Source organism: Variovorax sp. MHTC-1 (assembly GCF_003984645.1).
In the GTDB taxonomy this organism is placed as follows: domain Bacteria; phylum Pseudomonadota; class Gammaproteobacteria; order Burkholderiales; family Burkholderiaceae_C; genus Variovorax.
This window is the reverse complement of record NZ_RWKI01000020.1, coordinates 13,346-26,474: the sequence shown is the minus strand read 5'-3', so window position 1 is coordinate 26,474 and position 13,129 is coordinate 13,346. Positions and strand designations below refer to the sequence as shown.

Genomic DNA, 13,129 nt, shown 5'->3' with positions numbered 1-13,129 from the left:
GGCCATGAGCAAGAACGGACCCCTGGCCCTCGCGTTCAACGCGCTCGTCATCGCCTTCATGCTGGCACCGCTGCTGGTGGTGTGCATCGTCGCCTTCACGCCCGAGAACACGCTCACCATCCCGACCACGCGCTTCTCGCTGCGCTGGTTCGAAGCGGTGTTCGCGCACCCCGACTTCATGCAATCGTTCTGGAACAGCCTGTGGCTGGCGCTCGCCTCGGCCACGCTGGCCACGCTGCTGGCGGTGCCGGCCGGCATGGCGATCACGCGCTACGAGTTCGCGGGGCGCGACTTCCTCAACGGCCTGTTCCTCTCGCCGCTGATCATTCCGCACCTGGTGCTGGGCGTGGCGCTGCTGCGCCTGTTCGCGCTGGTCGGCGGTACCGGCAGCTTCGGCTGGCTGGTGCTGGCCCACGCGCTGATCGTCACGCCCTACACGCTGCGCTTGGTGATCGCCGCGCTGGTCGGCTTCGATCGCAGCGCCGAGCAGGCTGCGCTCTCGCTCGGCGCGAGCCAGGCCACCATGTTCAGGCGCATCACCTTGCCGATGATCCTGCCGGGCGTGACGGGCGGCTGGTTGCTGGCCTTCATCAACAGCTTCGACGAGGTGACCATGTCGATCTTCGTGACCGCGCCCAGCACCGTGACGCTGCCGGTGCGCATGTACATGTACGCGACCGAATCGATCGATCCGCTGATGGCCGCGGTGTCGGCGCTGATGGTGGCGGTGACGGCCTGCGCCATGGTGGTGCTCGACCGCGTCTACGGGCTGGACCGGGTGCTGGTGGGGCGCCGATGAGCGGTTTCGCCAAGCCTCTGCTGTACCGTGTGGCCGAGTCCGGTCGCGCTCCCGTGGCCTTCACGCTCGACGGGCGGCCTGCTCGCGCCCTGGCCGGCGACACGGTGCTGACCGCCGTGCTGACCCAGTGCGGCCAGCTGCGCCGCAACGAATTCAGCGGCGCGCCGCGTGCGGGCTTCTGCATGATGGGCGCCTGCCAGGACTGCTGGATCCTGACGGCCGATGGCGCCCGGCTGCGCGCCTGCTCCACCTTCATCGAACCCGGCATGGCGTTGCTCACCGGCGGGGAGCCTGCATGACGGCAGAGGCCATGCTGCAACCCGTGATCGTGGGCGCCGGCCCGGCCGGCGTGCGCGCGGCGCAGGCGCTGGTCGCGCACGGCCTGCGGCCGGTGCTGATCGACGAAGCCGGCCGTGCCGGTGGCCAGATCTACCGCCGGCCACCGGCGAACTTTCAGCGTTCCCCCGAGACCTTGTACGGCTTCGAAGCCGCGCGCGCCACCGCCATGCACGCGGCGCTGGACGGGCTGCAGGACCGCATCGACTACCAGCCCGACAGCCTGGTGTGGAACGCCCAGGGCGGCCTGCTCGATGTGCTGCACGGCCCGAGCCGCAGCACGCGCAGCGTGCCCTATCGCCAGCTGATCGTGGCGACCGGCGCGACCGACCGCGTGCTGCCCGTGCCCGGTTGGACGCTGCCTGGCGTCTACACCCTCGGCGGCGCGCAGGTGGCGCTCAAATTCCAGGGCTGCGCGATCGGCCGGCGCGTGGTCTTCATGGGCACCGGCCCGCTGCTCTACCTGGTGGCCTGCCAATACGCGAAGGCCGGCGTGAACGTGGCGGCCGTGCTCGACACCGCGCGCTTCGCCGACCAGTTCGCGGCCGTGCCGGCGCTGCTCTCGCAGCCGGCCGTGTTCCTCAAGGGGCTCTACTACGTGGCCTGGCTGCGCGCCCGCGGCGTGCTGCTTCATGGCGGCGTCCGGCCGCTGCGGGTGCTGGGCGATGCGCGCGTCGGCGGCGTCTCCTGGCACGACGGCACGCGCGAACAAACGCTCGAATGCGACGCGGTCGGCTTCGGCTACGCCTTGCGTTCCGAAACGCAGCTGGCCGACCTGCTGGGCTGCCGCTTCGCCTTCGCGCCGCTGCAGCGCGCGCATCTGCCCGAGCGCGATGCGGCCGGTCGTTCCAGCGTGGCCGGCGTCTACCTGGCAGGCGATGGCGCCGGCATCATGGGCGCCGATGCGGCCGAATGGGCCGGCGAGCGCGCTGCGCTGGCGCTCTTGACCGACCATGGGGTGAAGGTGGACGCCGTCCGCGCCCAGGCGCTGGAACGCAAGCTCGGCAAGCTCGTCGGTTTTCGCCGCGGCCTGGAGCGCGCCTTTCCCTTTCCGCAGGACTGGGCGGCCCATGCGCCCGACGAGCTTGTGGTGTGCCGCTGCGAGAACGTCACCGCCGGTGAGCTGCGCGAGACCGTGCGCAGCTGCGGCGCCGACGAGATGAACCGCCTCAAGGCCTTGTCCCGCGTCGGCATGGGCCGCTGCCAGGGCCGCATGTGCGGCACGGCGGCGGCCGAAATGCTCGCGCACGCGAGCGGCCAGCCGCTCGCGCAGGTGGGCCGGCTGCGCGGGCAGGCGCCGATCAAGCCGATTCCGATCCAGCTGGCGAGTGCGCCGGCCGAGGGCGCGGCCGCATGAAGCGAACGCTGAAGACCGATGTGGCCATCGTCGGCGGCGGCATCGTCGGCGCTTCTGCCGCATTGGCGCTGCGGCGCATCGGACTGCAGGTGGTGCTCTTGGAGCGCGACCTCTGCGGCTCGCGTTCCAGCGGCGTGAACTACGGCGGCGTGCGGCGCCAGGGCCGGCCGCTGTCCCAGTTGCCGCTGGCCCAGCGGGCCCATCGCATCTGGGGCCGGCTGCCGGAACTGATCGGCACCGACGGCGAGTACCTGCGCTCCGGCCATTTCAAGATCGCCCGCAGCGAGGCCGACCTGGCCGCGCTCGAGCGTTACCGCGACGCGAGCCGCGATTTCGACCTCGGCATCGAGCTGCTGTCGGGTGCGCGCATGCGCGAGCGCTGCCCGTGGCTGGGCGACAGGGCGCTCGGCGGTTCGCTGTGCGTGGAAGACGGGCAGGCCAATCCCCGGCTGGTGTCGCCGGCCTTCGCACGCGCGGCGCAGCGCGCGGGCGCGCAGATCTTCGAGCGCACCCCGCTCGACGAGGTGGCGCACGACGGCGGACTCTTCATGCTGCGTTCGGGCAACGCGCTGGAAGTGTGCGCGCCCGTGATGCTCAACTGCGCCGGCGCCTGGGCCGGTGCCGTCGCCAGCCGCTTCGGCGAGACGGTGCCGCTGCAATCCGGCCATCCGGCGATGGCGGTCACCGAGCCGCTGCCGTACTTCATGGACTGGAGCCTCGGCGTGGAGGGCGGCGGCATCTATTGCCGTCAGGTCCAGCGCGGCAACCTGGTGCTGGGCGGCGGTGCCGGCGTGGCGCTGGACGCCGACACCGCCCGCTCCGCACGCGAGGCCATCGCCGCGCTGGCGGTGCAGGCGATCGAGCTGCTGCCCGTGCTGCGCCACGCCAGCTTCATCCGCACCTGGAGCGGCACCGAAGGCTATCTGCCCGACCGCCAGCCGGTGCTGGGCCTGAGCGCGACCACGCCGGGACTGATCCACGGCTTCGGCTTCGCCGGCGCCGGTTTCCAGATCGGCCCGGCCGCGGGCGAGGTGCTGGCCGAGCTCGCGCGCGACGGGCGCAGCAGCACGCCCATCGAAGCCTTCGCCATCGAACGTTTTCTTTCCGTCGAAGCCGCCGTGCCCGCAACGGCGCATTGAAGTTTCCCCACCCACTCTCAAAGGAACCCGCCATGCCCCGTTCTTGCCAATCCCCATCGGTCCGCCGTGCACTCCTCGCCGTGGCCGCCGCCGCGGCCCTGGCCGCAAGCGGTGCGGCCAGCGCCCAGACCAAGACGCTCTACATCGGCATGAACGGAGGCACCATGGAGAAGGCGTACACGCAGTACGTGTTCCCGGCCTTCGAGAAGGCGAACAACGTGAAGGTGGTGGTGGTGCCCGGCACCTCGTCGGACATCCTGGCCAAGGCGCAGGCCAACAAGGACAAGCCGCAAATGCACGTGATGTTCCTGGACGACGGCATCATGGTGCGCGCCATCGGCATGGGCTTGTGCCAGAAGCAGCGCCCGAGCGCGGCGCTCAACGACATCTACCCGGCGGCCCGTTTCAAGGACGACATGGCCAGCGGCGTCAGCCTGGGCATGACCGGGCTGGCCTACAACAAGAAGATGTTCGCCGAGAAGGGCTGGGCTGCACCCACCTCGTGGATGGATCTGGCCGATCCCAAGTTCAAGGGCAAGGTGGTGTTCCAGTCGATGTCCTCCTCGTCCTTCGGCCTGCACGGCTTCCTGATGTTCAACCGCATCCAGGGCGGCAGCGACAAGAACGTCGAGCCCGGCTTCAAGGCCTGGCCCACCACCATCGGTCCCAACGTGCTCGAATACATCCCGAGCTCGGCCAAGATTTCCGAGATGGTGCAGACCGGCGAGGCCGCGCTGTTTCCGCTCACCCCTACGGCGGTGGCCGCGTTGAAGACCAAGGGCATTCCGGTGGAATACGCGCAGCCCAAGGAAGGCTCGGTGGTGCTGATGGTGGGGCAGTGCGTAATCGCCAACAACAGCGAGCCCGAACTGGCGCACAAGCTGGCCGAGTTCCTGCTGAGCCCGCTGGCGCAGGCCAACGTGCTTCAGTTCGGCAGCCAGATCCCGACCAACCCCAAGGCGCCCGCGGTGGGCGAGGGCGCGGCGCAGGTGGCGGAGATCAACAAGTGGATGAAGAACGCAGTCACCATCGACTGGGACAGCATCAACGCCAACCGGCCGGCCTGGAACGCGCGCTGGAACAAAACGATAGAGCGCTGAGCTCTAGCGCCCCGCGTCGCGAACCCAGCCGGCCGCCTTCTCCGCCATCATCAAGGTCGGGCTGTTGGTGTTGCCGCTCGTGATGGTCGGCATCGCGCCGGCGTCGACCACGCGCAGGCCTTCGATGCCGCGCACGCGCAGGCGCGCGTCGAGCACCGCCATCGGATCGCCGTCGGCGCCCATCTTGGTGGTGCCGACCGGATGGAAGATGGTGGTCGCGATGTCGCCGGCCAGGCGCGCGAGCTCCTCGTCGCTCTGGTATTGAACGCCCGGCTTCCATTCCTCCGGCGCGTACTTCGCGAGCGCCGGCTGGGCCGCGATGCGGCGCGTGACGCGCAGCGAATCGGCCGCCACCTTGCGGTCTTCGTCGGTGCTGAGGTAGTGCGGCGCGATCGCGGGCGCGTCCTCGAAGCGGGGGCTCTTGATGTGCACCGTGCCGCGGCTGGTCGGGTTCAGGTTGCACACGCTGGCGGTGAAGGCGGGAAAGGCGTGCAGCGGTTCGCCGAAGGCATCGAGCGAGAGCGGCTGGACGTGGTATTCGAGGTTCGGCCATTCGTGCTCGGGCGAACTGCGCGTGAAGGCGCCGAGCTGCGAGGGCGCCATGCTCATCGGGCCGCTGCGTTTCCACAGGTATTCGAGGCCGATCTTCACCTTGCCGTAGGAGGAAGAGGCCAACACGTTGAGCGTGGGCGCGTCCTTGATCTTGTAGACCGCGCGGATCTGCAGATGGTCCTGCAGATTGGCGCCGACGCCCGGCGCATCGAGCACGACGTCGATGCCATGCCGGCGCAGCAGCTCGGCCGGCCCGATGCCCGAAAGCTGCAGGATCTGCGGCGAGCCGATGCTGCCGGCGCAGAGGATCACTTCGCGCGTTGCATGCGCCAGCACCATCTCGTGGCCGTCCCACACCTGGACGCCGGTGCAGCGGCGGCTGCCGTCCGGCCGCGTGTCGATGACGAGACGCGAGACCTGGGCCCCGGTCCACAGCTCGAAGTTGGGGCGGCCGTAGCAGGTGGGGCGCAGGAAGGCCTTGGCCGTGTTCCAGCGCCAGCCGTTCTTCTGGTTGACCTGGAAATAGCCCACGCCTTCGTTGCTGCCGCGGTTGAAGTCCGTCGAATGCGGGATGCCGGCTTGCTGCGCGGCCTCGGCGAAGGCATCGAGGATGTCCCAGCGCAGGCGCTGTTTTTCGACCCGCCACTCGCCGCCGGCGCCGTGCATCTCGTCGGCGCCGAGGTAGTAGTCCTCGTGCTTCTTGAAGGCGGGCAGCACGTTGTCCCAGCGCCAGCTGTCGTCGCCGGTGAGCGCGGCCCACTGCTCGTAGTCGCGCGACTGGCCGCGCATGTAGATCATGCCGTTGATGGAAGACGAGCCGCCCAGCGTCTTGCCGCGCGGATAGCGCAGCGTGCGGCCGTTGAGGCCGGCGTCGGGCTCGGTGCTGTAGAGCCAATCGGTGCGCGGATTGCCGATGCAGTAGAGGTAGCCGACCGGAATGTGGATCCAGTGGTAGTCGTCCTTGCGGCCGGCCTCGATCAGGAGCACGCGGCATTGCTTGTCGGCGCTGAGGCGATTGGCCATCAGCGCGCCGGCGGTGCCGGCGCCGATGACGATGTAGTCGAAGGTGGTGTCGCTCATTCGCGCCTTGTCTGTCTCTGGTCGTTCTTGTGAAGGGGTGCCGCAATGCGGCATCGAACGGTCGATTGTGGCAAAGGCCCGCGCCTTGCGCCGATGGCCTACGCGAACGGGCGGCGATCGGACGATTCGGCGCAGACGCACGCGGTTACGATGTTGCGTCCCCATCCCGCCGACCGCCGCCCGCCGCCCGCTCCATCCATGTCGATCGCATCGTTGCCGACCGCCGACGCGCAAAACGCAGACCGCTTGCATCCGCGCGTCGAGCAACGCGACGGGGAGGGCGGCAACTGGGTCGTCGCCAGCGGCTGCTGGACCGCGCTGTCGATGTCGTCGCGGCGCACCTGGGATGCGCTGGCGAAGAACCTCGAAGCCCTGCCGCCGCAGGACGGCCGGGCCTGGGACCTGCGCCCCGTCGAGCAGCTCGACCACATCGGCGCCCAGCTCCTGTGGAATCACTGGCGCCAGGCCTGGCCGGCGCAGCTCGAAATGGACTCGCAGCACAAGGCCGTGCTGGACCAGGTGGCGCAGTACACCTGCAGCGCGCCGGCGGAGCCCGGCAAGACGCTGACCGAGCGTCTCCACGATTTCGCCCACAACGGCACGCGCATCATGATGGTGGCGCGCGATTTCCTGGCGCTCGTCGGCCAGCTCACGCTCGACATCGGGACGCTGCTGCGCGCGCCGCACCGTGCGCCCTGGCGCGACTTCTCGGGCCATCTCTACCATTTCGGCGCCACCGCGCTGCCCATCACCGCGCTGGTGGGCCTCCTGATCGGCGTGGTGCTGGCCTACCTGACTTCGCAGCAATTGCGCCAGTACGGCGGCGAAGCCTTCATCGTCAACATCCTCGGCCTGTCGCTGATCCGCGAACTCGGCCCGGTGCTCGCGGCGGTGCTGATCGCGGGCCGTTCGGGCTCGGCCATCACCGCGCAGATCGGCGTCATGCGCGTGACCGAGGAGCTCGATGCCATGCGCGTGATGGGCATTCCGCACGGCTTCCGGCTCGTGATGCCGCGCGTGCTGGCGCTGGCCATCGCGATGCCGCTGATCAGCATGTGGACTTCGGCGGCCGCGCTGTTCGGCGGCATGCTCGCGGCCGATCTGACGCTGGACATCTCGCCGGCCTATTTCCTGTCGGCGCTGCCGCGCGCGGTGCCGATGGTCAACATCTGGCTCGCGATGTCCAAGTCGGCCGTGTTCGGCGTCCTGATCGCGCTGATCGGCTGCTACTACGGCATGAAGGTGAAGCCCAACACCGAAAGCCTCGGCCGCGGCACCACATCCTCGGTGGTGGCCTCGATCACGGTCGTGATCCTGGTCGATGCGCTCTTCGCAGTGCTCTTCAAGGGCGTGGGGTTCAGGGCATGAAAATGGAACCCACCCCCAGTCTTCGCGCACTTCGTGTCGCTTCTCCACCCCCCTTGCAGGGGGCAACACCAGCGGCCCGTCGAAGCCGGTTCCGCGGTGTTTCTGGAATGGGCTGGGACCAAGCTTCAGGCGGCAGGAAACGAGCATGACCGACCAGCAGACCGCCAATGTCGTGGAGATCCGCAAGCTGTGGACCGTCTTCGAGTCGCCCGAGGGCGACCAGGTGGTGCACCGCGACCTCGACCTCACGATCCGCAAAGGCGAGGTGCTGTCGCTGGTGGGCGGCTCGGGCACCGGCAAGACCGTACTGCTGCGCCAGATCCTGGGACTCGAGCGGCCTTCGAAGGGCGAGGTCTCGGTGCTCGGCCATCCGCCGGGCCGGCTCAGCGCCACGGGCGCCGCCAACGTCGGCATGCTGTTCCAGCACGGCGCGCTGTTCTCGGCCTTCAGCGTGCTCGACAACGTCGCGTTCCCGCTGCGCGAACTCAAGCTCCTGCCCGACGACCTGATCCGCGATGCCGCGCTGGTCAAGCTGCAGATGGTCGGGCTCGATCCGCAGCAGGCCACCAAGAGTCCGGCCGATCTGTCGGGCGGGATGATCAAGCGGGTGGCGCTGGCGCGCGCGCTGATCATGGATCCGCCGCTGCTCCTGCTCGACGAGCCCACTGCCGGACTGGACCCCGAGAGCGCCGACGGCTTCTGCGACCTGCTGCGCGGACTGCATCGCGAACTGGGGCTCACGGTGGTGATGGTCACGCACGACCTGGACACGCTGTTCGACCTCAGCACGCGCATCGCGGTGCTGGCCGACCAGCGCGTGATCGTCGCCGGCACGGCGCGCGACGTCATCGCCTACCCGCACCCTTTCATCCACGAATACTTTCTCGGCGGCCGCGGCCAGCGCGCCATGGAGGCGCTCCACGAAGGCGTGCCGCCCCCCACCGTCTCGGGGCTTGCCGGCGCAGCCGGACTCCCACTCACTGAAAGGTAGCTGCCATGGAAAACAAGGCCCATGCCATCGCCGCCGGCGCCTTCGTGCTCGGCCTGATCGCCGCGATCGTCGCGCTCGTGGTCTGGTTCACGCGCGACAACACGGTGCGCAACATCTACGAACTCTCGACCCGCGACGCGGTCAGCGGACTGCAGCCGCAGGCCATGGTGCGCTACCGCGGCATCGCCGTCGGCAAGGTTGCCTCGATCGACTTCGATCCCAAGGTGAAGGGCAATGTGCGCGTGCGCATCACGGTCGACGAGCGCGTGCCGCTCACGACCTCGAGCTATGCCACGCTGAGCTACCAGGGCGTGACCGGCCTGGCCTTCATCGCGATCGACGACAAGGGCGAGTCGCAGGTGGCGCTCACGCCGAACAACGACGAGCCACCGCGCATTCCGCTCAAGCCCTCGGTGCTGGCGCAGCTGCAGGACCGCGGCGAAGCCATCATCAACCAGATCGACGAAGTGACGAAGAAGGCCAATACGCTGCTGGGCGACGACAACCAGAAGCGCATCGCCGACGCGCTGGAGAACATCGCGCAGGCTTCGGCCAGCGCCAACCAGCTGACGCGATCGCTCGACAACACGGTAAAGAACGGGCTCAACCCGGCGCTGGCCGCTCTCCCGCCGCTGATCGACCGCACGAAGGACACCATGGGCACCGTGAAGACCGCCGCCGGCGACGTCTCGCGTGTGGCCAACAACTTCAACGGCACCGTGAACCGGCTGAATGCGAAGGACGGTCCGCTCGACCGTCTGGGCGACGGCACCAAGTCCCTGGCTCAGGCGGTTGACTCCTTCAACAGCGCCACGCTGCCGCGCGTGAACCGCGTCGCCGACGACACCTCGCGCGCGGTGCGCCGTCTCGGCCGCGCGGCCGACGGCATCAACGACAACCCGCAATCGCTGCTGTTCGGCAGCGGCGGCGTGGTCGCCGGGCCGGGCGAGCCCGGATTTTCCGCCCCGGCCGCCGCGCCAGCGCGGCCTTGAAAGTGACGACATGAACGAACTGCTCCAGAACATGGCCGCTCGCGCATCGAGGGCACGCCTCGCGGCCGTCGCCGGCATCGCCGCCGTGCTGCTCGCGGCGGGCTGCGGCGCCTTGCCCGACAAGCCTGCTCGCGCCACGCTCTACGACTTCGGCCCCAATCTCACCGCATCCACCGCGCCGGCACCTTCCAATCCGCACGCGCTGCCGCCCATCGCGCTGGCCGAGCTCGAGGCCGGCACGCGGCTCGAGGGCACGCAGCTGCTCTACCGCCTGGGCTATGCCGACGCCAACCAGCTGCGGCCCTATGGCCAATCGCGCTGGAGCCTGGCGCCGGCGCAGCTGCTGCACCAGCGCCTGCGCGACGCGCTGGCCGCGCGCCGCACCGTGCTCGGCCCGGAAGAGAGCGCCACCATCGCGCGCAGCGAGGGCAAGGTGCCCGACACGCTCAGGGTGTCGCTGGAGGAATTCAGCCACTACTTCGAATCGCCGAACAAGAGTGTCGGGCTGGTGCGCCTGCGTGCGACCCTGATCCGCAGCAACGCCGGTGGCGACCGCGTGCTCGCGCAGCAGAGTTTCATGGTGCAGCGGCCCGCGCCGAGCGGGGATGCGCCCGGCGGCGTGAAGGGGCTGGCAGCAGCAAGCGATGCGGCGGTGGCGGAACTGGTGGCGTGGGTGGACCAGCCGCGCTGATCAGGTCGGCCGCATGCGCATCGGTCTCATCTCCGACACGCATGGCCTGCTGCGGCCCGAGGCGCTCGCTTTTCTGCACGGCTGCGAGCACATCGTGCATGGCGGCGATATCGGAGATACGGCGATTCTCGAAGCGCTGGCCGCCATCGCGCCGCTGACCGCGGTGCGCGGCAACAACGACCGGGACGCGTGGGCCGAGGCGGTGCCGGAAACGGCCCTCATCGAGCTCGGCGGTGTGCGCCTCTACGCGATCCACGATCTCGCGCAGCTAGACATCGACCCGGTTGCCGCGGGCGTCAGGGTGGTGGTGTCCGGGCATTCGCATCGGCCGCGGGCCGAAGAGCGCGACGGGGTGCTCTACCTCAATCCCGGCAGCGCCGGCCCGCGTCGCTTCAGGCTGCCGATTTCGGCGGCGGAGCTGAAGATCGATGGCGGCATGGTCACGCCGCGCATCGTCGAACTCCTGAACGGCTAGGGCGCGCGCGCGAGCGCCGGAAACAGCGTGCCGAGCCCGTCGGCCATCACCTCGACCGCCAGCGCCGCGAGGATCAAGCCCATCAGGCGCGTCATCACGTTGATGCCGGTCTTGCCGAGCACGCGTGCGATCGGTTCGGCCAGCTGGAAGGTGAGGCCGGTCGCCAGCCCGATCACCATGCCGTAGCCGACCAGCACTGCGAGCTCCCAGAGGTGCTGAGTCTTCTCGGCGTAGATGACCACGGTCGACATGGTGGCCGGCCCGGTCAGGAGCGGAATGGCGAGCGGCACCACCGCGATCGAGGCGCCCAGCGAGGCCTTCACTTCCGTGGCCCGGAGTTCTTCCTGGCTGGTCTTGGATTCGGCCGGCTGCGCGTTGAGCATGCTGAGCGAGCTGATCAGGAGCAGCATGCCGCCGCCGACCTGGAAGCTCGCGATCGAGATGCCGAAGAAGGACAGCAGCTGAAGCCCGAGCAGCGCGCAGACCGCGATGACCACGAAGGCGCTGAAGGCCGAAACCCACGCGGTGCGCTTGCGCTGGGCCTCGGTGTAGCCCTGCGTGTAGTGGATGAAGAATGGCACGATCGCCAGCGGATTCACGATGGCCAGCAGCGTGATCATCGGCTTGACCAGGTCCATCGTCGGTGTTGCCATCAATGCCCGCCCGGCCGCCCCAAGGGCATGGAGCGCCCCCTCGGGGGGCAGCGAACGAAGTGAGCGTGGGGGCCGTCCATATGCCCGCCCGGCCGCCCGAAGGGCATGGAGCGCCCCCTCGGGGGGCAGCGAACGAAGTGAGCGTGGGGGCCGTCCATCACCTTCCGCCCGTGACGTCGAGAAAGGTGCCCGTCACGTAGCTCGCTTCTTCCGACAGCAGCCATGCGATGCCGTTGGCGACCTCCTGGGCGCTGCCGGTGCGCTTCATCGGCACGGTGGATGCGAGCTGGAAGGCGCGGTCGGGCATGCCGCCGGAGGCGTGGATCTCGGTGTCGATCAGGCCGGGCCGCACCGCGTTGACGCGGATGCCTTCCTCGGCGACTTCCTTGGCCAGCCCGATCGTGAAGCTGTCGATGGCGCCCTTGCTGGCCGCGTAGTCGACGTACTGGCCCGGCGAGCCGAGGCGCGCGGCGGCGCTCGAGAGATTGACGATGGCGCCGCCGCTGCCGCCGTGCTTCGTGCTCATGCGCCGCACCGCCTCGCGCGCGCAAAGGAAGCTGCCGATCACGTTGATGCGCAGCATGCGATCGAGCCGCGCCACGCTCATCTGGTCGACGCGCGCCTGCACGTCGACCACGCCGGCGTTGTTGACCAGCGCCGTGAGGCGGCCGAACTTCGCATCGACCTTCTCGAACATCGCGAGCACCTGCGCCTCGTCGCCGACGTCAGCGTGCACGCTGATCGCGCGGCCGCCGCCGTCGCGGATCGTGCGCACCACCTCGTCTGCGGCCAGCGAGTTGCTGGCATAGTTGACGGCCACCGCGAAGCCGCGCTGCGCGGCCAGCAGCGCCGTCGCGGCGCCGATGCCGCGGCTGCCGCCGGTGATCAAGAGCACCTGGTCCAAATCCCACCTCCTGCACGAAAGCCGTGCCTCAGTTAAAACCGTGCGCACGATTACATCATCGGGAGCGGCTTGTGACCCACACCATCGACTACTACTTCACGCCCCAAAGTCCCTGGACCTACCTGGGGCATGCGCGCTTCGCTGCGCTCGCCAAGTCCACCGGCGCCACGGTGCGGGTGCGGCCGGTCGATCTCGGCGCCGTGTTTCCGGTCTCCGGCGGCCTACCGCTCGGCAAGCGGGCACCGCAGCGCCAGGCCTACCGGCTGCTGGAGCTGGCGCGCTTCTCGCGCCATCTAGACATTCCGTTGAACCCCAAGCCCAAGTTCTTTCCGGTCGCTGCCGACGACGCCGCGAAGCTCATCATCGCCGTCGACCTGCACGACGGTACCGAGGCCGCGATGAAGCTCTGCGGCGCGGTGTTCGCCGCGGTTTGGGTGCAGGAGCGCAACATCGCCGATCCGAAGGTGCTTGAAGCGTTGGTCGGCGAATGCGCCTTGTCGGCCAGACGCTGCGAGCAGTCGCAAAGCCAGACGGTCCAGGAGCGCTACGAGGACTACACGCAGCAGGCCATCGACGCCAAGGTGTTCGGCGCGCCGAGCTACGTGATCGACGGCGAGATCTTCTGGGGCCAGGACCGGCTGGATTTCGTCGAACGCGCATTGATTCAACAACCATCCACCTCAGGAGCATGA

14 protein-coding genes are annotated in these 13,129 nt (G+C 69.1%); 11 read left to right on the top strand and 3 right to left on the bottom strand.

Features of this window, described 5'->3' with window-relative positions; all coding sequences use genetic code 11:
* Window positions 1-4 precede the first annotated feature (4 nt).
* The 5 genes from EJI01_RS23365 to EJI01_RS23345 are packed head-to-tail and all read left to right on the top strand — an operon-like array spanning window position 5 to window position 4,731.
* Window positions 5-799, top strand: coding sequence for an ABC transporter permease (locus tag EJI01_RS23365; protein WP_126839524.1), 795 nt, complete (start codon window positions 5-7; stop codon window positions 797-799).
* On the top strand, window positions 796-1,098 hold the full coding sequence (locus EJI01_RS23360) for a (2Fe-2S)-binding protein (protein WP_126839523.1): 303 nt from the start codon (window positions 796-798) through the stop codon (window positions 1,096-1,098). Before EJI01_RS23365 ends, EJI01_RS23360 begins: the two co-directional genes overlap by 4 nt.
* The gene (locus tag EJI01_RS23355; protein ID WP_126839522.1) at window positions 1,095-2,492 is read left to right on the top strand and encodes an NAD(P)/FAD-dependent oxidoreductase; all 1,398 of its coding nucleotides are present in this window, start codon (window positions 1,095-1,097) and stop codon (window positions 2,490-2,492) included. Before EJI01_RS23360 ends, EJI01_RS23355 begins: the two co-directional genes overlap by 4 nt.
* Window positions 2,489-3,631, top strand: coding sequence for an NAD(P)/FAD-dependent oxidoreductase (locus tag EJI01_RS23350; RefSeq protein ID WP_126839521.1), 1,143 nt, complete (start codon window positions 2,489-2,491; stop codon window positions 3,629-3,631). Before EJI01_RS23355 ends, EJI01_RS23350 begins: the two co-directional genes overlap by 4 nt.
* A 32-nt stretch (window positions 3,632-3,663) precedes the next feature.
* On the top strand, window positions 3,664-4,731 hold the full coding sequence (locus EJI01_RS23345) for an ABC transporter substrate-binding protein (protein ID WP_126839520.1): 1,068 nt from the start codon (window positions 3,664-3,666) through the stop codon (window positions 4,729-4,731).
* Window positions 4,732-4,734: 3 nt separating this feature from the next.
* Here EJI01_RS23345 and EJI01_RS23340 read toward each other — a convergent pair whose 3' ends face one another.
* A complete protein-coding gene (locus EJI01_RS23340; protein ID WP_126839519.1) occupies window positions 4,735-6,363 on the bottom strand; it encodes a GMC family oxidoreductase in 1,629 nt (542 codons plus the stop codon).
* Between the two features lie 198 nt (window positions 6,364-6,561).
* Here EJI01_RS23340 and EJI01_RS23335 point away from each other — a divergent pair, with 198 nt between their 5' ends.
* The 5 genes from EJI01_RS23335 (at window position 6,562) to EJI01_RS23315 (ending at window position 10,880) form a co-directional block, all read left to right on the top strand.
* On the top strand, window positions 6,562-7,731 hold the full coding sequence (locus tag EJI01_RS23335) for an MlaE family ABC transporter permease (protein WP_126839518.1): 1,170 nt from the start codon (window positions 6,562-6,564) through the stop codon (window positions 7,729-7,731).
* Window positions 7,732-7,876: 145 nt separating this feature from the next.
* Window positions 7,877-8,722, top strand: coding sequence for an ABC transporter ATP-binding protein (locus tag EJI01_RS23330; protein WP_126839517.1), 846 nt, complete (start codon window positions 7,877-7,879; stop codon window positions 8,720-8,722).
* A 5-nt stretch (window positions 8,723-8,727) separates the two neighbouring features.
* On the top strand, window positions 8,728-9,714 hold the full coding sequence (locus EJI01_RS23325; protein ID WP_126839516.1) for an MlaD family protein: 987 nt from the start codon (window positions 8,728-8,730) through the stop codon (window positions 9,712-9,714).
* A 10-nt stretch (window positions 9,715-9,724) separates the two neighbouring features.
* The gene (locus EJI01_RS23320) at window positions 9,725-10,405 is read left to right on the top strand and encodes a PqiC family protein (RefSeq protein WP_260602626.1); all 681 of its coding nucleotides are present in this window, start codon (window positions 9,725-9,727) and stop codon (window positions 10,403-10,405) included.
* 13 nt (window positions 10,406-10,418) lie between these two features.
* The gene (locus EJI01_RS23315; protein ID WP_126839515.1) at window positions 10,419-10,880 is read left to right on the top strand and encodes a metallophosphoesterase family protein; all 462 of its coding nucleotides are present in this window, start codon (window positions 10,419-10,421) and stop codon (window positions 10,878-10,880) included.
* On the opposite strand, the gene EJI01_RS23310 is transcribed toward EJI01_RS23315, so the two are convergent.
* Both EJI01_RS23310 and EJI01_RS23305 read right to left on the bottom strand, forming a co-directional pair.
* The gene (locus EJI01_RS23310) at window positions 10,877-11,533 is read right to left on the bottom strand and encodes a MarC family protein (protein ID WP_126839514.1); all 657 of its coding nucleotides are present in this window, start codon (window positions 11,531-11,533) and stop codon (window positions 10,877-10,879) included. The two genes, EJI01_RS23315 and EJI01_RS23310, sit on opposite strands and share 4 nt — an antisense overlap.
* Before the next feature lie 157 nt (window positions 11,534-11,690).
* The gene (locus EJI01_RS23305; protein ID WP_126839513.1) at window positions 11,691-12,437 is read right to left on the bottom strand and encodes an SDR family oxidoreductase; all 747 of its coding nucleotides are present in this window, start codon (window positions 12,435-12,437) and stop codon (window positions 11,691-11,693) included.
* A gap of 71 nt (window positions 12,438-12,508) precedes the next feature.
* Between EJI01_RS23305 and EJI01_RS23300 the strand changes: the two genes are divergently transcribed.
* Window positions 12,509-13,129: a 2-hydroxychromene-2-carboxylate isomerase gene (locus EJI01_RS23300; protein ID WP_126839512.1), complete on the top strand. Its 621-nt coding sequence runs from the start codon at window positions 12,509-12,511 to the stop codon at window positions 13,127-13,129.